The sequence below is a fragment of the Vicinamibacterales bacterium genome (genome assembly GCA_035699745.1).
GTDB lineage: Bacteria > Acidobacteriota > Vicinamibacteria > Vicinamibacterales > 2-12-FULL-66-21 > JAICSD01.
This window is the reverse complement of the sequence record DASSPH010000077.1, coordinates 40670-59531: the sequence shown is the minus strand read 5'-3', so window position 1 is coordinate 59531 and position 18862 is coordinate 40670. Positions and strand designations below refer to the sequence as shown.

Sequence of the window (18862 nt, the reverse complement as noted above, 5' to 3'; positions counted from 1 at the left end):
GTTGGGCTGACCACATCCGCGTCGCGCCCGCGTCAAGGATTTCCCCGACAGGCGGGCAACCGGCAGCATACCCGTTGCCCGATCGACAGCGGGCTAGTCGATCGGCAGGATCTGATCAAAGGCGAGGCCGCTCCAGCCCTCGCCGCGGCCGGTCTGCTTGCGGACGCCGAACCAGGTGATCGCCTGCCCGCCGATCCACCGCGTACGCTGGTACGACTGCGTCACCACGGTGCCGGCGCGCGGCACCTCCTCCTCGTGAATGAAGTACGCGCGCGGCAATCCGTGACGGAGCAGCGACGTCCGCGGACGGATCTTCTGCGGCCGATCGGGATCGCCGGCGAGGATACGCGGCATGGCCGCACGCTGCAGCTGCGTCTCGCGCGCGCTGCCCTCCACGTGCACCGGGATGAACGGAATCCAGTGCTCGGGAACGCGGGTCATCGCCTGGTAGCGGATCGGCGCCGCCGGCGGCGGCGGACGCAGCTCCGCGAGGCGAAGGATGGCTGCGGCCAGCTCGGCGACCTCCGCCGGCGTGCGGTCGGCCGCCGGCACGGCCTCCAGCTCCACCCGGCGATCCTGCAGCCGGCGCAGTTCGTCGGCGAGCGGTCGCTGCAGGAACGCGAACAGTTCCTCCGCCGCCTCCGCGCCGGGCTTGGTTCCCCCCGAGGGCAGCACGATCCTCCGCTCGATCGCCCACACCATGTTCGCCACCTCGTCGCGGATGAACGCCACCTCCTCGAGCGGATCGCTTTCCTGCACTTTCGGCGCCGTCGGCACCAGCACGAGTCGCGACGGCGGCGGCGGGTTCTCGGGCGCGGCGGATCCGAGCGTGAACGCAGCCCACCGCTGCCACTCCGCCGCCGGCGCTTCGCGCACGGGCTCGATCCAGAAGCGCTCGCCGAAGGTGTTGGTGAGCGCGAGCCCCTTCACCTCGGTGACGGTGCCGATGTCGAGCGTCCACGGAAACACGAACCAGTCGTTCGCATACATCAGCGCGAACTCCATGAGCAGGAGCTTGCCCAGGTCGGTGGTATCCGGCCGGACCTCGCCGAAGTTCACGCGCTGATCCTCGAACGCCCACCAGCGCGTGTCGGGCATCCCCTCGAACCTGATTGAGGCCGGGATGAACGTCCTGATGTCGCGCACCGCACCGGCGCGAGGCTCGGCCCGGGCGCGCTCGAGCGCATACCAATCGAGCGTCCCCTGGTAATACTCCTCCGCGCGCATCGCTCCGCTCTCACCGAGCGGCGCCTCGCAGCCGAACTGGTATTCCAGGCGCGACGGAATCCAGGCGTCCGGCGCGCCCGGCGGCGGCTGCGCGATCAGCGACGTGAACCAGCGCGCCAGCTCGCCGCCCATCGCGATCAGCCGTGGCTCGTCGGCCGCGGCGGCGCCAATGTTATCGATCACGCTCTGCCCGGGCTGCGCCGCGTGCTCCAGGAGCGCGATGCCGTCGATGGCGCGCTCCGCGGCCAGGCCGGCCGTCTGCCACGCGTCGGGATGAGCGCAGACCAGCGCATCGGCCGCGGCGGACGGATCGGGCACGGCGACGGCGTACTCGGTGCGATAGGCGCCCCGGTAATCGACCGTGAGCCCACCGGCGCTGAACTCGCGCGCGAGGCGCTTGAGCCAGCGCCGGCCCACCGCGATGCGCAGATCGAGGGAGAGATACTGCGCGCCGGCATGCAGCGGGAGGGCGCGGCGTTCGACGCGGGTTTCGAGCGGCTGGGCGAGATCGAGCGGTTCCGGCGCGGCGCCGGCGGCCTGAAAGCGATCGATCGCCGCGGTGTCGAAGCACAGGCGCGCGGTCACCGGCGACCCGGCATCCTCGCCCAGGAATTCCCCCATCTGCCATTGTCTGGACAGCATCCACAAGGCGTCGCGCACTTCGGCCTTCAGCGCGCGATCGAAATCGTGGGTGCGCGGACGACCCTCGAGACGGTTCCAGCGCGTCACCGCCGGATACAGCCGCGCGTCGAGCGCGTGGCCGATGTTGGAGACGATCTCAGGCTGGGCCATCGGCGGACCTCGCGATGCCGGCGTAGATGGACAGATTGCGCAGCAGATTGTTCGAGACCGAGATCTCGGGGAACGTATACGGCGCCATCGTCGCCGGAAGGAACCAGCTGTAAGGGGTCGTCGCGACGTGAACCGGTTCGATGGCGCGTTTCCGCGCCGAATCGAGCGCGTCCACGACCGCAGCGAGCAGCTCCCCCCACGACCACCGCGAGTCGTCGCCGACCGACGCGGGCACGGCGAGGAGCCAGCTCTGAGGAGCCTCGCTGTTCGGGCGATCGTACTGGAACGCGAGCCCGGTCGTTTCACGCACGTCCGGAACGACCTCGGTCCACTCGTCAATCAGCAGGCCGCAGATCGGCCGCGCCTCGTCGAACGGCACGGCGAAATGCGCGGTATAGAGCAGCCGATCGCTCGTGATCTCGTGGCCGGCGGGGATCTCGAGGCCCAGCCATGGCTCACCTTCGACGGACGGAATCTGCAGCGGCGTCAGATCCGACGTTCCGGCTGTCCCCTCGGGATCGGTCAGGAGGACGACGTTCTCCCAGTCGCGCAGCTTGCCGCGGACTCGCGCGACGCCGTGCAGCCAGTCGTCCAGCGGAAACTCGTGGGCACCGGTGAGATGCGCCGTCGACGCTCCGGACACGGCGGAATTCCACGCGTGGGCAAGCTCCTCGACCGCCTTCGCCGGCAGCCTCAGATGCGGCACGTACTGAAAGTCGTCGCCGAACAGGATCTTGCCGGCTTCCTGCAGCAGGCTCACGGCCGCGGCGCCGCTCGCCGTCGGCCCGGCGGCGGCGAGACGATCGTCGACGCGCGCAAGGCGGCCGGTCACCTCCTGCCTCAGGGACGTCACGGCACCGGCGAGCTGCGCGCGGAACCGTTCGATTCCCTCCACGTCGGCGGACACCTCGAAGTCGGTGACGTCGAACGCGGTGAGCGGCAGGGCGGCCCGCACGCCGTCGACGAGTCCCGCGAGCGTCGCCGGCGCGGCGGCGGCGAGCGCAGCCAGTTCATTCCGTTTGGCGACGAACGCGGCCCGGCGCGCCACGAGCACGGTGCCGCGATAATCGTCGGGATCGGCGGGCAGCGGGCGGGTCACCACCGTGCTGACGATCGCTTCCGCGCTGCCCAGCCGCGCGAAGCGCTCGTCATCCGGTGTCGCGGCCGGCAGATTGTCGTACTCGTCCAGCCGCGCGTCGAACCGCGAGAGGCGCCGATCCCAGTTCTCGACGTGCTGCCGGATCCTCTGGACGAGCGCCGAGTACGCGGCGTGGCGCCACTCGTAGACGAACCCGACGCCGGTCTGCGGCATCCGGTACGCGGCGAACTCGGCGACCGTCGCCGCGAACTCGTCGAGCGCCTCATCGATCGGCACCGTGCCATCGGCCACTGTCGCCGCCAGGGCGTCGAGCGCCGGCAGCAGCTCGTCGCGCAGACGGTCCCGGGCCGTGACCACGCGTGCCGCCGGGAGCGACACCGTGGCCTGCTGCTCCATCGTCGCGTCGTTCGCCCGCACCAGGTCAGCCGGCTGCAGCGGACGCGACGCGAGGAGCGATCGGAGGCTGCGAAGCAGCGCCTGCAGCGCGAACCAGCTGACCTTCCCCGCCACCCGCGCCGTGTGGTGAATCACGATCGGCCGATCGTGGCGCGGCGCGTGCGCGGTGTGCACCCGAAGCAGGATCAGCGCATCGATTTCGCCGAGCGCTTGATCGCCGTCCGCCCGGACGCGATACAGAAGGTCGATCGGGTGCAAGCCGAGCTGCGCCTGATCGATGAAGACCTGCTGCTCGGCGTTCGTCGCGCGATCCGTGAACACCACCGGGCAGCCGACGTCGACGGGCAGCGGCAGGCGGTCGCGCAGCCAGACGTTGACGGCCGGCTCCGCAATCGCGAGCGGCGTGGGATCGAGGCCCGGCAGCGGATCGCCGGGGGGATCATCGGAGAAGTGGATCGCCGCGCGCAGCGTGAGCGCGATCCCGGTTCGCGGCGTTCGGATGACGTCCGGCTCCGGCGGGTAGTTGCCCTTCGCGAAGGCGTCGAGCGTGCCCGACGACCGCTCGTAATTGCCGAGCACGGCCTGGTGCACGCCTTCGGCGAGGATGAGATCCGCCACCGCGTCGTTGATGTCGCGGATGTGGGCCAGCGCATCGGTGATCGCCTGCTCCTCGGCCGCCGGCCGCGGCGGCAGCGTCGAGAGGTCGAAGGGATAGATGAAGTTCGGCGGTTCGAGCCCTTCGGCATATTCGATCAGCCGCCGTCCGTCGACGACGTTGACCGCGCTGATCGATTCCTGGGCGGTGCCGGGCTCGCCGCTCGTCGTCTCGATCCGGTTGGCCGCCAGGGGAAATGCCCGCCGGAGCGGATAGATGAGCGCGCGGACGCCGATCGGCCCGTTGTCGTGGATGTGCCGCTCGAATTTGTACCCGAGCAGCGCGCCGAGCGACTGCCCGTTGCGCATGCCCTCGAGAATGTCGAGCGCCAGACGCACGCGCCGCGAAGTCAGATTCACCGCGAGCCGGCCGTCATTGGCCAGGTAGCCGTTGCGGAGGACCGCGGCGGTGGCGGCGTGATTGATCGACATGGCATGGATCAGGCCGGCGTTCGCCGGGTCGCGCATCAACGGCGCCGCGGCACGGCGGTTGACGGGCTCCTCCACGTCCCGCGGCAATTGCGCGGGCATCAGCACGCGCCCCGACGGTCGCAGCGATTCCAACCATCCGTACGCGCCGAGGTACAGTCCGCGTCCGGACGCGGCTCCGTCGCCGGGCCGGCGCAGCGTGTCCAGCTGGGCCGCCAGCAGCCCGGTCTTCCACGCGTCGAGCCGATGGCTGCAACAGTCGACGTGCTCGGCGAAGAGGCGCTCGAGCTTCGCCGTCGACAGCGGCGCCAGTTGATCCAGCGCATCGACCTGATCCTTCAGCCCCGGATCCACCGTGATGATCGTCCGCGCGATGAAGTCCCCGATGCGCTCCGCGTTCGACCCGGTGATGCTTTCCTGCGTCTTGAACAGCAGATCGTAGCGGCTCTCGCTGCCACGGCGCCGGTCGCCGACGTGCACGAACGCCGGTTCGCGCCGCGCGGCCTGCGCGTCCTCGATCAACCGGGCGTCGACGTGCAGCTTGATGCTGGTTTCATGGAAGCCGAGCTGCAGCGCATGGCGCAGCAGCAGATAGAGCAGGGCGGCCGGCGGACGGCCGCCGTCGAACCCCTGCTCCTCCTGCAGCGCCGTGATGCCGGTCCGCGCGGCCGCGGCGAGCCATTCGATGTAGTTCCGGTCACCCGCATAATCGCGAATCGGCTCCCGTTCCGAGAGCGGCCGGTCGTCGATCACCGGCCCCGTCAGCGGGGTCTGACGCGCCTTGAACACCTTGTTCAGAAGGTCGGGGACCTCGGCGCCGGTGTAGCCGAACTCGCGCAGCAGCATCAGCGGCAGGATCGCCGGGAAGGCGGAGAGAAGATCGAGCGACGTCGGGAAGCTGAAGAAGCTCAACTCGTGGAACTTGTGGTCGACGCTCTCCGCCTGGAGCGGGTGATACTCGACCGACGCGGGGTGCAGGCCGAGCACGTCGAGCAGCACCTGATGCGGATCGCTGCCGGGTTTTCCGATGTAGCTCAGCGCGTCCGCGAGCGGCTGCCAGTGCTCGTCGATCTTCATCAGCATCGCGTGCAACCGGCCGGCACGCGACGGCGGCCGTACGGGGAGGAAGGTCATGCGGCCGAACGCGGCGGTCGGCAGAATGCCGTAGGGCTGACGGCCGATGCGCAGCGCGGGCAGCGGACCCCGCCCCGCCACGTATCGGCTGAAGAACGCGCGCGTCCATTCCACGGTGTCGGCCGAGAACACGGACGTGAGTTCGCTCTTCATCATGTAGCCGAGCGTCGCCGGCCACAGCGCCGTCTGCATCGCCATCGCATCGCGCCGATCGAAACCATCGGCGTGAGGGACCTGCTGCACGAGCGCGTGCGGCAGCGCGAGCAGGTCGGCCAGCCACTGGCCGTCGCGGCGCAGGCGAACGTCCGGCTCGACGTCGTACAGCGGCTGGTTGCGGACGAACGCGGCAAAACTGGCGTCGGGATCGTCGCGGAACGAATACCCCGAGGCAGCGCTCTCGGTGTTGTTCGTGGGTGTGCCCTGCGGCAGGATCTCCAGGCCGGCACGGCTGTGCAGATGGTGTTCGAGGAGCCCGGCGAGCCGAGTGGCGCCGTGCTCCGCATCGTCCGCCAGCCTCACCCCGAGCACGATGACGCGCGCGAAGCCTTCGCGCGCCTGCGCCGCCGAAATGTCGACCCGAATCGCCATCCCGACGGCCTCCGCCGCCTCGAAGTCGAACATCCAGGCGAGGTCCGGCGGAATCTGCAGCGTGTCGTCGACCTGCCTGAGCGCCTGCGCCGGCGGCGCATTCGGATCGGGGCTCGCCGACAGCGGAACGCGAACCCGACCGCCGGCCATCGTGATGGGCGCTCCGGCAAACGGGTAGGCGACGACGACGAAGCGGTCCGGCAACAGCTCGATCCGCGAGGGCTGTGACCAGGACGTGCGCCGGGTCTCGAGCGACTCGATCGGCGGCAGCTCGAGCACCGCCACGACGACCCGCGCCGTCTCGCGCGTCGTGCCGGCCGGCGGCAGGTCGTCGAAGTTGTAGGGCCGATGGCGTTCGAGAATCGTGCGCGCATCCGGTTCGCCGACGGCCGCGACGAGATCGTCGAAGGCCTCCCGCACCGCCTCCGCGTCGCCGCCGGCCCGCCATGCGGCCTCCCAATAGGCGGGCACCGCGCCGGTCAGCGCTGCCGGTGCGGTAACGATCAGGAACACGTCGGCCGCGTCCGGATCGCCGGGCTTGTCGTCCGGGTTGAGCGGCATGTAGTTGCGGAGGATCCACCGCGACCGTCCCGATCCATGCGCCGCGACCAGCTCGCGCCAGGCGGCGCGCTCGAGGGGCTCGTCGCCGGCGGCGCGCCAGAACCGTGCCCAGAACGCGCGCGCGTTCTCCACTTCACGCTCGGCGAGCGACGGCTCGAAGGTGTCGACGAGACAGCTGTCGGGATAGACGCGCACCCACAGCTGCGGCCCACCCTGGGGTCCCGTCCTGAACCGCGTCTCCAGCCGCAGCGGCAGCAGCAGGATCGGCGATCGATCGCCCAGCGTTTCGAGCTGCGTCGTCGGATCGCTGAAGCGATCGAAGTCGTCGCGCAGCCTGGCTTCCTCGGCCCGCAGCCGGTCGAGCTCGGCATCGACGCCGTGCTTCCGGTCCTCCGCGATCGCCAGCTGCCGCCGCAGCCGCTCGCGATCGCGTTCGGTCGACTCGCGGCTGCGCCGTCCCAGTTCGGCGAGATCCCGCTCGGTCCGGCGCACCGTTTCATGGGCCAGGACCGCTTCCGACCGCGTCCGCTCGAGCGACGCGCGGATGCGGGCGAGTTGTGCGCGAAGGACGTCGACGTCAGCCATGGGGATTCATCAGACCGCTTGTTTGAGCATTTCGGCGGCGTGCACGGCGATGCGCACCGGGACCTGATAGAGGATGTAGGCGAGTTCCGCCGCGTCGGTATCGGCGCGCCACAGATAGTTCCGATCGTCGTCGTATTGCACCTTGTCGTCGCTGCCGCTTCCCGGGTCGGTCAGCATCCGGGACGTCTCGCCGATGCGCAGGAAGTCGCCCGGCGTGTAGGCGTTCAGCACGTCGGTCCACGACAGATCGTTCCAGGTGTGGAGCGCCAGCGGCGGCGGCCCGGTGCGGGGAAGGTCGAGGCCGAACCGCGGCTCGCCCGGGCGTTCCTCGACGACGAAGAACCATCCGGGATCTTCTTCGCCATCCACGCTCTGCCCGCCGCGGGCGCGTTCCGCGGTCAGATCGAAACCGAACAGATAGAGATCCGGGTCGACCTTGGCTTCGTAGAGGGGCGTCTTCACCAGATCCTTCGGTGGATCGAGCGCCTGGGCGTCGGTCAGGGTGACCGGCCGGCGCGGCTTCGACTTGTCGACGGCGCCGGCCGTGCGCTGCCACTCGGCGCGGTGCGCGTAGATCACCGCGGTCGGATACTTCTTGAGCAGCTCGCCGCGGATGACGAGCACCACCTCGTCCTCCTTGTCACCCTGCTGCTCGCGGTGGTCGTGCGCGCCGAGCTCCGTATCCGTGGGCCAGCGATGGAGCTCCGGGATGTCGCGCAGCCGCTCGCGCAGGGCCTGCAGGTCGGCGCCCGCCTCGGCGAGAAAGTCGCTCACGTCCCAGAACTGCCGGAAATAGCTGCCACGCTGATCGGTCGGGTATTCGCGCCAGAGCAACTCGCGCGCGAACTCGTGGTTGAGGCCGACCATATAGGACTCGATGAACTTCTGATTCGTCTCGAGCAGCGTGATGCTGTTGTTCTCGATCAATTGCAGGTTCGGAAGGAACAGCTCGCTCGAAATCTCCTTGAGCGGCTCGTACATGGGCTGATCGATCTCCGGATAGACCATGATCTCGTCGAACGTCGGCGGCAGCTTCTCCGCGATGCGCGCGGGGATCCGTACCGATCCGAGGACGCGCGCCGGCACGGTGCGCGCCGGGTGCAGCGGCTGCACCGTGGCTTCGGCGATGGCCCCGACTTCGATCGGCTGGCGCTCGACGCGCGGAATCGCCCGCTCGGCCACGTCCACCGTGTAGGCGTTCCGCAGCGCGAACTTGAACCGCCGCGCCTCCGCACTGTCGACGGTTCCTCCGATCTGCGGCGCCGCACCGGGCTGCGCCGGACCGATGCGAAAATTCGGGCTCGCCGGCATCCGGTCCACGCTTTCCGGAGTGCGGGTGTCGGGATCGAGCGCGGTCGCGGCCGCCGCTCTCGGGAGCGCGCGGACGATCCACGCGGCCGCGGCGCCGATGAGGACGGCGAGGACGATTGCGGACGCCGGGGCAATCGCGAACACGAGCAGCAGCAGGATCGACGCGGCGACGACCAGCCACGTGCGGAGCGCGGGACGATCGATCAGCGCCCGGAGCAGCGGCGCCAGGAAGCCGCGCGGGACGAACCGATCCGCGAACTGCCGGCCGGTCGGCAACTGCGGAGAAACCGTCTTGGGCGGCGCGGCGGACACCTTGCCGTCGTCGCCGTCGGGCAGCGCCATGCGCGGCAGCAGCGCCTCGCGCGGGTGCGCGGCATCGTAGCCGGCGAGGCGTTCCAGCCGCGCCCGCGGACGGCGGGCCTGCCGGAACGGTTTCGACAGCGCGGCCGCCGGCAGCGTGCTCTGGCGGATCTGATGATGCACGGTGACGCCGCCGACCACGACGCGGCGCTGCACCGGCGCGATGAGCGACAGATAGCGCGCCGCCGACTGACGCCGCAACGGTTCCAGCTCGCGCGCGTGCCACACCAGCGTGGTGATCTTCGCCATCTGGCCGAAGCGAATCTTCTGGTTCGCCTCCAGGACTTTTCCCACCTGCCGCCAGGAGGCTTCCATGTACTGCTCCTGGTTCGTCTGCACGACACGGGTGCCGAATCCCGCCGCGACGCGGAACCGCGGATCGAGCCCGAGCTCGTGCACCCACCGCTGGCGCGCCGGGTCGCCGTCGCTGTCGACCAGACGTTGCGTCTGCGCGTGCCAGCGGCCATAGAGCGGAGGGACGATCACGGGATCTTCGTCATCCTCGATCTCCTCCAGCCCGCTCGCGGTGTTTGCCGTCGCCGGATCGGTCCCCCCGTAGTCGTTCGCGAGGTTGACGAGCGAGGCGAGCGCCGTCTGAAAGCGATGCGGATAAGGACTGCCCCACTGTTCGAAGCGGTCGTACTCCTCCCTCGCCTGCACGCTCAAGGTGATCAGCGGCGCGCGCAGCGCGCCGCCCAGGCGCAGGATGCCGCCGAGCTCCGGGATGCCCGGGAGATTCGCGCCCGGCGCCTGCACGTCCATGTCGCGGCGCCCGACCCGCGGGTCCACCGTCCGCGGCTGCAGCAGCCGCACCAGGTACTCGAAGTCCCCGACGGTGCCGGTGCGGAAGTACCAGCGGTGGTAATACGGAAAGAGATCGACGTCCTCGCGGCCCGGATAGATCGACCACGCGCTCTCGGTCGCGAACGGAGCGAGGGCCGGATCTCGGCCGAGGCCGGCCAGCCGTCCGGTCTCGAACGTGGGCACCAGGAACGCGTGATACGCGGTGTCCGGCTTGAGGATCCGCGGGCACAGCACGCGCGAATACGCCAGATCGCGATCGGCGCGAATCGTGTCGGCCAGCTCCGCGGCGACCGCGGCGGCATCGGCGGGATCGGCGGTGAAGCTGCCGTTGACGTGGACGTGCGCCCAGGCCCACAACTGGTCGGCGGCGGGAAACGCGCGTCCCGGATCCGCGATCTGCACGAACGGCAACGGCCGATCGCGGCCGCTGGCGCCCTGCGCCGGGATTTCGCTCTCCTCGAGCACGATCACCGTCACCCACGGACGCAGCCGCTTCCCGTCCGCCGACGCCGCCGCCGGCGTATAGCGCCAGGGAAAGTCTTCGTCGTAGAACTCGACGAAGGGCATGTAGTTCGATTCGAAGTTGGTGATCCAGTTGCGCGGCTCGCTGCGGACGATCGCCCGGGCCTCGATGCCGATGATGTCGCCGGGGCCATAGAGCTGCACCACGCGCGGCGGCAGCGGTTCACTGAACGTGCCGCCGCCGACCCGATCGCCGCTCAGGCGCAGCTCGACGTCGATCGAGCCGCGCACCAGCACCGCGGGATCGAAATCCGGCTGCCGGATGAAGGTCCCCAGCCCCTCGCGCGCCCAGGGCAGGAACGAGTACGCGGCGATCGGCCGTACGCTCACGCCGCCCTCCGCGCTTCCGCCGCGGGAATGACGTGCACCGCGTCGGCCAGCAGCGGGTTCGCGCGCACCAGCGCCTCGAGATGCGCCGCCGCCTCGGCGTGGCTGCCGAATGTCGCCCCTTCGAATGGCGTGTTGTCGATCTGCTGCGCGAGGGTGAACGCGTCCTCGTCGATCGCGATCAGCGCCGTGAACGGCTGGAGGCGCTTCTCGGCCGCCAGTGACACCGGCGACCGCGACACCGCGGCGCCCTTGCGGAAGTGCGAGAACAGCACGTCGAGTACGCGGATGACGCCGGCGCTGAAGCGCTGGAACGCGGTGTCGATGACGATCGTCTCGTAGCGGACGTTGCGCTGCGCGACGCGGCCGGTGGCCCATGGCTGCCCTGCCGAACCGAGCTGCACGCCGCTGTCGAGCGGCTCGTAGGCGGGCGCCGACAGCTTGGCCGCGTCGGTCATCTCGCGATACTGCGCGATCGCGAACTTCTCGCGCGCGGGTCCCTTGACCTCGAGCTCCGCGGTCTCGGCGGTGACCGTCACCCGCGTGACATCGGAGACCTTCTGGTTGCCGACCTTGTCGAGCGCGAGGTTCAACGGCGCGAACCGCTGGCTGATCTGCAGCGTCCCGACCGGATGCAGCACCAGCTCGCTCGCCTCGTCCAGCTCTCGCAGCGACACGAAGAGACGGCCGGATGCCGGCAGCGTCGCGCGCCAGCTTTCAGGCTTGTTGAACTCGTCGCGCAGCCGCGGCAGCACGGCGATCGGCGGCAGCATCTGCGAGCGGCGCTGCCCGAAGGTGACCTCGACGTCGACGTCGAACGACCAGAACAGCAGCGAGATTTCCGCGGAGCCGTCGATGTGCCACGGGGTCGGGCCTTCCAGCGAACCCTTCAGCCGCACGCTCCACACGCCGACGCCGAAGACCTTCACCGAGAAGCCGGCGGAAATCTGCACGATCAGATAGAACGGCGAGAAGCGCAGCAGCGCGTCGAAGCTCAGGTGCCCGGTCACGCTGAAGGCATCGAACCCGAAGAACGCTTCGGCGCGGCACCCCATCTGGACCGAGTTCGAGGTGATCGCGAAGTACAGCTCGACGCGGACCCGTGCGTAGCTCTCGTTCACCAGCGTCAGCGCCAGCCGCGCCGGCGACGGGAACGGCAGCGGCGGCGCGGTGAAGCGCGGGTGGAAGCCGCCTACCGACATCACGAAATTCGGGTTGTCGCTGAAGTCCAGCAGCAGCCCCATCTCCCCTTCGAGCGTGATGAACAGCACGCGCGACTCGAACAGGCCGGCGAAGAACCACAACCGCCGCTTGTCGAACTCCAGCGCGCCGACGAAGGCGAGCTGCAGCACCAGGACCGCCTCGTCGTCGTCGGTGGGCAGCGCGACGCGCAGCTTGCCGACGATGGCGACGTTGCCCGGGATCTGGATGATCACGCCCAGCGAGACGTTCAGGAGCGGCGGCGTGCCCCAGCTGATCTTCGCCATGGGTCCGATCAGGAAGATGCCCTGCTGCGGCGGGAAGATCGCTTTCAGATCGCTGATGATCTGCGGCGCGTTCTCGACCACGTTGGTGGGAAAGAGGAGGCGCGACACGGCGCCGGTGCGGACCCCCGCCACCAGCGCATCGAGCCGCATCGTGCGATGCAGGCCGAGCAATCCGCCGACCCCGGTCAGCGCGAAGCCGAACCCGAGCTGAATCCCAGGGCTGAACTCCGCGGTGATGATGATCAGCAGCGAGAACCCCGGCTGACCCCCGGGCAGCTTCGTGGTGATCAGTCCGATCGCCTTGAGCGACAGGAAATCGTCGATGGTCAGTTCGAGCGCGCCGGCGTATTCCCCCTTGTCGAAGTCCAGATAGAGATACCCGCCCCCCTTGACGACGCCGGCGTCGAGCGACAGGCCCACGCCGTTCGGCGGCTTGAAGCCCAGATCGAAATCGGCGGTGCCGGCCGCCCCGCCTTCGCCCGCGGGCAGCGGCACGACCGACGCGCGGACGCCGATGTTCTCGATCACGGCGGTCAACGGCCCGAGGCGGCCGACGATGCCGACGCCGAAGTCGCCGTCGAGCACGGCGGTGCCGTGGCGCGTGCGCCCCGCCAGCGCCAGATACAACGTCGAGATCTCGATCGGGCCCAGCTCGAGGTGCAGCGGAATGGCCAGCTCGAACCCGGCCTGCCCCTCGAACGCGAATCCGTGCTTCGACGACCAGGTCAGCGTCCCACCGACCTCGATCGCCACATCACGATCGCCGGCGATCGAGGAGACGAAGCTGTCGGCCCCCTCGAGTTGCAGCACCAGCCGGAGCTTCTTCACCGGTGACGCCCCCGGCGCGCTGGTGCCGATGCTGACGATCGATTCGAGATCGTCGATGCGGCCGCGAATCGTGTAGGAGGCGTGGAACCCCTCGAGCTCGAAGCGCGTCGACTCGCGCCCGCCGAGCAGCAGCCACGGCTCGCCGGGGGCCCCGACCAGCGCCATCGATGCTTCGAGGGTCGCGTTCTCCCACGCGGTGTCGAGCGTCACGTCGTTGGGATAGATGCGCAGCAGGATCGACCGGTCGGCGTCGAACGCACCGGTCAGCTCCAGATAGATGTCGCGCCCGAAGTAGGTCTGGATCGAGAGGTCGCCCTGCAGGATTGGCGCGATGGCCAGGCCCGTCGGCGCCACGTTCGCCTTCACCGGATCGGTCACCGGCACGGCGACCAGACCGATCTTCCAGTACGTCTGGTCTTCGGCCGCGATGCCGTCGACGATCGGCATCTCCAGCTCCGATACGCCGTCGGCGACGACCGCATCGTGGAGGAGCGCCGCCGCCAGCGCGGGCCGCGGCGGCTGCATCGACGCCCGCACCCCCAGGGCGTGCAGGCCGCGCTCGAGCGCCCGCAGCAGCGCGGCGTGATCGAAGTCCTCGCCCGGCGTGTCCCACGAATACCGCGCCTTCAACGCGTCGTTGGGACTGGCGAAGAAGGCACCGAGCTCCGACCAGTCGAGGCGTCCCCGCGTGAACGGCATGCGCCGCGGACCGGCCGGCGTCACCCGCTCGAAACGAATCGCCCCGATCAGGTGCAGCAGAGCGAAGATCGTCCCCTGATTGGTCCGGAGGTATTCGACGAGCAGATCTTCGAACAGGACGTCGCCAAGCTCGGACCAGAACGCGCCGTCGTCGAACGGCGGCGACAGCGCGCCGACGCCGCCCGGCGCGAGATTGCCGACGTGCTCGATCAGGTTCTTGAGCTGCTCGAGGATGTCGAGCGCGGCGCGGAAGCGCGCTTCGTCGCTGCCGTCGACCAGTTCGTCGAGGTTCTCGAGCACCGCCTCGAGCAGCGGCGCCACGGCGAACGCGACGTTGATCGCGTCGAGCTGATCCCCGTCGACGTCGACGTCCCACCCGTAGCGGGCGAGGAACGCTTCGAGCTCCTGCTTGCTCGAGAAGCCGTTCGCCACCGGCGAGAAGGCCTGGGCGAGCGCCGTCACGAACGGGGAAAGGAAGTCGCTCACCGGTCTTCGCTCGTCGTGCCGCCGTCCGACGTCACCGGCGGGACGCGCGTGCCGCCGGTGTTGGAGCGCGCCATCACAGGTCCTGGAGCGCCACCGTGCCCGACACGAAGGTGCCCTGGGGAACGCCGTCGACGCACGATCCGATGTGCGTCGCGTCGCGGTAGCGGAACAGTTCGTAGACGGTGTCGAAGAATTCCATCATATCGGCCTGCGTGGGCGTCGCGAAGATCGGCAGCTCGTCGTTGATGACCGTGGCGAGCCCGTCGACCGTCGAGGACTCGATCGGCAGCGCGTAGCGGTAGGCCCATCCGATCCCGTGCTCGAAGATCACCTGTTTCTCCAGCGGCTTCGGCTCGTTGATGTCGGTGCAGTACCAGTACAGCTTTCGCAGCACGTCGAGGGCCGCGGGCGACGCTGGGTCGATGATGTGGTCGGCGTTGTGGCGGACCGCGTTGGGACGGCACAGCGCGAACGTCAGCCGCTGATTGGGCGGAAGCAGCGGCGACCCGTTCAGCGCGTACGCCCACGGAGACCCCACCGACGTGTTGCGCGACGTCCGGCGAACGCCCTTGTCCCATCCCTTGAACTGCCAGCCGCGATCCCCTTCCGCCTGCTCCGCCGCGAGTCCGGCCCAGCGCCAGTGCAGGTGGATGCAGGAGTGCCCGCAGAACGGCGCGTGGATCGGCACGTTGCCGCAGCTGTCGTTGGGCATCTTGGCGTGGGTGTGGATGTTGTCGTAGTCCCCCTGGCGATCCTTCTTGGCGACGGTGATCCGGTACGGCGTGCCGACCGGATACCGGAAGCGGGCGCGCCGGGGCGTGGTCTGGTCGTACTTGTTGCCGTCCAGCGGGCCGTAGACGCCGACGATCTCTTTCTCGGTGGTCATGTTGGCGAGCAGGTAGTCGAACACCATCAGCCAGCCGAACGGTTTTCCGGCCCAGCTGCTGATCCAGGTGCGCAGCCGGTCGTCATCGTCGCGGCCGTCGTTCATCGACTCGTTGCTGTCGGTGAAATAGCTGGCGACGTTCTCGTGCGCCGGCATCGGGCCGTCGTCGTCGTGCGCGTGATACATCATGTTGTTGGCGAGCAGTTTCACGCTGCCGCGCATCCGCTTGACGACTTTCCGGCCCAGGTGCTCGTGCTCCCACGTCCAGCCAATCTGCGGCCAGAGATCCAGCGCGACGGGGACGCCGCCCGGATCGAAGTCGTTGGCGGCGCCGCGAAACACCACCGAGATCTCCAGCGTGACGAACATCGAGAGCCCGGTCGAGGCGAGCACATCCTGCCGCAGCGTGAGCTTCAGCCCCCGCTGGAACAGCCGGTCGTTGGGCGTGACATACGTACGCCGTCCTTGTTCCGAGACGAGCAGCTCCGCACTGGACGCCACCAAAGCGGCCGCCATGTCGAACGCCGCGGTCGTCCCGTCGGTGAACTCGATACCGAAGTCGTCGAACTCGATCGACTCGAACACGTTGTCGCTGCTGCCGGCGGACCTCGCGTCGCGGACCACCACATTCGAGAAGCGCAGTCCCGAGTTGGCATCGAGCTCGTAGTCGAACTCCCAGTAGGGCGGCGTGGCATTTTCCGGGCTGATTTCCGGAATGTCGACATCCAGGCCCAACGGCAGGTTCTTCGTGATCCCCGCGCGCGCGCCGGCAGGCCGGCCGCGCACCTCGGTCGCGGGCCCGCCGCTGCTGGGCAGCAGCGGCGAGGTCCGAGTCGTGGTGGTCCAGCGAATCTCGTCGTAGATCAACGTCTGGGTGGCAAGCGTCCGGCGGGTGTTGAGTCGCGCCATGCGGATCAGAACAGAAGGTTGGCGAGATGAAGTCGGCAGACCTTGCAGAACGGCACCGGTGCCGCCGACAGCGGCAGGCGGCTGTCGCCGACGCGGCGCCGCATCAGGCAGTCGTGTGCGGAACGATAGATCTTCGTCCGGTACCCCCCGCCGCCCTCCCAGTACCCGATGGTGCTCGGCGTCAGCGGAATCGGATCGACGCCGTGGTCGGCGACGGCAGGATCCGCCTTCGGATGAACGGCCGGCGGCGCAATCCGTTCGGCCACCGACAGGTAGCGATGCCACTTCAGGTGGAAGTCGTCGTGCGTGGTCGGGGGTTCAGCCGCATACACGAGGTTGACGTACGCGGCCGCCCGCCGGTCCGCGGGCTCGAGGAAGCCGTCGCCATCCAGTTCCCATTCGTCGCCGAGTCCCATCACGCGGCCGACGCCGCGCAGCACCACCTGTGGCCACAGATTGTTGGTCGTGCAGGCGACGAAGTAGTAGTCCTCTTCGCCCAGCGCACTCTCGGCTTCCGCGGTCGCGGCCTCGCCGGCGATCGGCGGCAGCAGCACCGCGACAATCGTGCCGGTTGCGCCCATCGACACGTCTCCCGTGCGAAGGATGTCGATCAGCGGCAAGGCTTCGTTGCCGAACGTGAGCGTGGTGGCCGGGTCCTCGACGAAAGCATTGACCTTCGCCTGGCTGATGGTGAGTCGGTGGGAAGCGGTCTCGTAGCGCGCGTCGAACGCGGTGCGATCGATCGCCGGCGCGTCGACGGCCGCGCCCGCCGCGGCACTGGCGACGAAGCCGGCGTGCACGCTGATCGTCGTCGGGTGCAGGTCGGTGAGACTGAACGGCGCCGTGTGCGTCAGCACGTCGACGAACTCGCTGCACGCGGCGGCGAATTGCGGTCGATCCACCGCGCGGTACCCTTCGGCGAGCAGAATGATCTTCAGCGTGTGCAGCGGCGAGACCGCTGTTCCGCCCGGGAAGATCTTCTTGATCGCAGGCATGTCACCACCCAATCGACAACGGTGGAACGTGAACGGAGACCATACGATCGGTCCACGACCACGTCAATCAGATCCGAGGGGTATTCATTACCCTCGTTTCCGGGCGAGGGTTGAGAACGGCTCAGGCGGACTCGAGATGGTCGAACCGGAGTCCCGCCGAACTCTCTCCGCGTCCGCTGCGAATCTTTCGCGCCGTCCACACGTGCGTGGCGCCGTGGATCCAGCGGGTGCGGCGATCGCGCCGTTCGGCAAGGCGGCCGGCGCGCGGCAGTTCCTCGGACGCGAGCGCGAATGGCGCGCCGAGCAGCCGTCCGAGCGGCGCGTGCAGACCGCGCAACTCCAGGCGGGTTCCGCCCGCCCCTGAGGTCCGCGGCACCAGCGGCAGCCAGTGTGGTGGCACCGGCGTCGCCAGCCGGTAGGCGCGCTGCGGGTTGGGGCCGAGCGGCGCCGGCTCCGGCGTCGCTCGATCGTGGATCTCCGCGCGATCGACGGCCGAGCCCGCGGGACCGGTGATGCGCTGCTCGACCGCCCAGGCGAGGTTGGACATCTCGTCCCGGCTGAAGAGCACCGCCTCCAGCGGATCGCCTTCGTGCACGTCCATCCCGAAGGCGGGAAGCACCAGCCATCCCGGTGAATCGCGATCGCCGACTCCGCTCGACAGCTGGAACATGCGCCATCGCTGGACCGCATTCACGTCGGCGGCGGCGACGCTCGGAATGTTCACCCGCTCGCCGAACGTCGTCGAGACCTCGATCTGAAGAATGCGGCAGACACTGCCGACCGGAAGCGGCAGCGGCAAGCCGAAGAAATCGTTCCCGTACACGAGCGCGAATTCGGCGAGCAGGAGCCGCCCGAGATCGTCGGGAGCGGCGTCGAGCGCCCCGAAGTCGATGCGGCGATTCTCGATCTGCCACCAACGCGGAGCCGGCATGCCGGGAAACCCGAGCCCGGTGGGCAGGGCGTCAAACGTCGTCTCGACACGGCCGGCGTCGGCCGCCGCGCCGAGCGATTCGCCGGCGCTCACGTCGAACGCCGTCCAGTCGAGGCGCCCGCCGCGGTGCGCCGGCGCGTGCAGCACGACCTCGCCTCCGGTCACCGGCGCCGCGACCGCGAACTGGTACATGAGGCGATCGGGAATCCACGCGTCCGCCCCCGCGGCGCCGGTCCGGCGATCCCACCATCGCAGCCACGCTTTCGCGGCCGCGGTGACGGCATTCTCATCACCGGCGTCGATCGGCGGCAGTCGCGGCAACCGCCCGGCCGCGACGGCGGCAGACAGTTCGGCCTGCAATGCGAATCCGTCGAGCCCACGCCCGCCCAGCAGCGCCGCGAGCGTCTTGCTGCGCCCGTCGGCCGCTTCGCCCGGCGCCGCGGTGAGATCGCCGAACGCATAGCGCTCGCGATAGCCTGGACCATAGCGCGCCGCCAGCGTGGCACCCAACGTCTCGAGGAAGCGGAGACCAGCCATCGCGGCGAAGCGGAGATCCGGCGTCGGCGGCTGGCGCTCCGGCTCGACGATCGCGTCGAGGGGCTGGCTGGCGGCGAGCGCCGCGCCGGTGCGGGTGCCACGGGCGCCGCCGGCATACCGCGTGAACGGGCTGACCTCGTGGCGCACCCGGATGTCGACCGGCGACCCGGTATCCTCTCCCTGCCATTCGCCGAATTGCCACTGGCGCGCCATGAGCCACAAGGGATCCGCAATGCGTGCCGCGAGACTGCCGAGCGCGCGATCGGTGCTCTGCGGTTCCAGGCGGCTCCAGCTCGTGATCGATCCCATGGCGTC

The 18862-nt window shown here is 69.4% G+C and carries 7 protein-coding genes; all 7 read right to left on the bottom strand.

Annotated features, from left to right (window positions below):
* Nucleotides 1-93: 93 nt before the first annotated feature.
* Entirely contained in the window at nucleotides 94-2019 is a 1926-nt protein-coding gene (locus VFK57_19065) for a hypothetical protein (protein HET7697822.1), read from the bottom strand.
* Entirely contained in the window at nucleotides 2006-7465 is a 5460-nt protein-coding gene (locus VFK57_19060; GenBank protein HET7697821.1) for a hypothetical protein, read from the bottom strand. The genes VFK57_19065 and VFK57_19060 overlap by 14 nt, the downstream gene beginning before the upstream one ends.
* Nucleotides 7466-7474: 9 nt before the next feature.
* The gene (locus VFK57_19055) at nucleotides 7475-10792 is read right to left on the bottom strand and encodes a hypothetical protein (protein HET7697820.1); all 3318 of its coding nucleotides are present in this window, start codon (nucleotides 10790-10792) and stop codon (nucleotides 7475-7477) included.
* Nucleotides 10789-14289, bottom strand: coding sequence for a DUF6603 domain-containing protein (locus VFK57_19050; protein HET7697819.1), 3501 nt, complete (start codon nucleotides 14287-14289; stop codon nucleotides 10789-10791). Before VFK57_19050 ends, VFK57_19055 begins: the two co-directional genes overlap by 4 nt.
* 73 nt (nucleotides 14290-14362) lie before the next feature.
* The gene (locus tag VFK57_19045) at nucleotides 14363-16084 is read right to left on the bottom strand and encodes a hypothetical protein (GenBank protein ID HET7697818.1); all 1722 of its coding nucleotides are present in this window, start codon (nucleotides 16082-16084) and stop codon (nucleotides 14363-14365) included.
* A 5-nt stretch (nucleotides 16085-16089) separates the two neighbouring features.
* On the bottom strand, nucleotides 16090-17079 hold the full coding sequence (locus tag VFK57_19040; GenBank protein HET7697817.1) for a M64 family metallopeptidase: 990 nt from the start codon (nucleotides 17077-17079) through the stop codon (nucleotides 16090-16092).
* Between the two features lie 121 nt (nucleotides 17080-17200).
* Nucleotides 17201-18856: a hypothetical protein gene (locus tag VFK57_19035; protein HET7697816.1), complete on the bottom strand. Its 1656-nt coding sequence runs from the start codon at nucleotides 18854-18856 to the stop codon at nucleotides 17201-17203.
* Nucleotides 18857-18862: the final 6 nt, after the last annotated feature.

Bases quoted from the DNA above. Each gene is read 5' to 3' on its own strand.
- VFK57_19065 (HET7697822.1), bottom strand. From the start codon at position 2,019: ATGGCCCAGCCTGAGATCGTCTCCAACATCGGCCACGCGCTCGACGCG.
- VFK57_19060 (HET7697821.1), bottom strand. From the start codon at position 7,465: ATGGCTGACGTCGACGTCCTTCGCGCACAACTCGCCCGCATCCGCGCG.
- VFK57_19045 (HET7697818.1), bottom strand. From the start codon at position 16,084: ATGGCGCGACTCAACACCCGCCGGACGCTTGCCACCCAGACGTTGATC.
- VFK57_19035 (HET7697816.1), bottom strand. From the start codon at position 18,856: ATGGGATCGATCACGAGCTGGAGCCGCCTGGAACCGCAGAGCACCGAT.
- VFK57_19040 (HET7697817.1), bottom strand. From the start codon at position 17,079: ATGCCTGCGATCAAGAAGATCTTCCCGGGCGGAACAGCGGTCTCGCCG.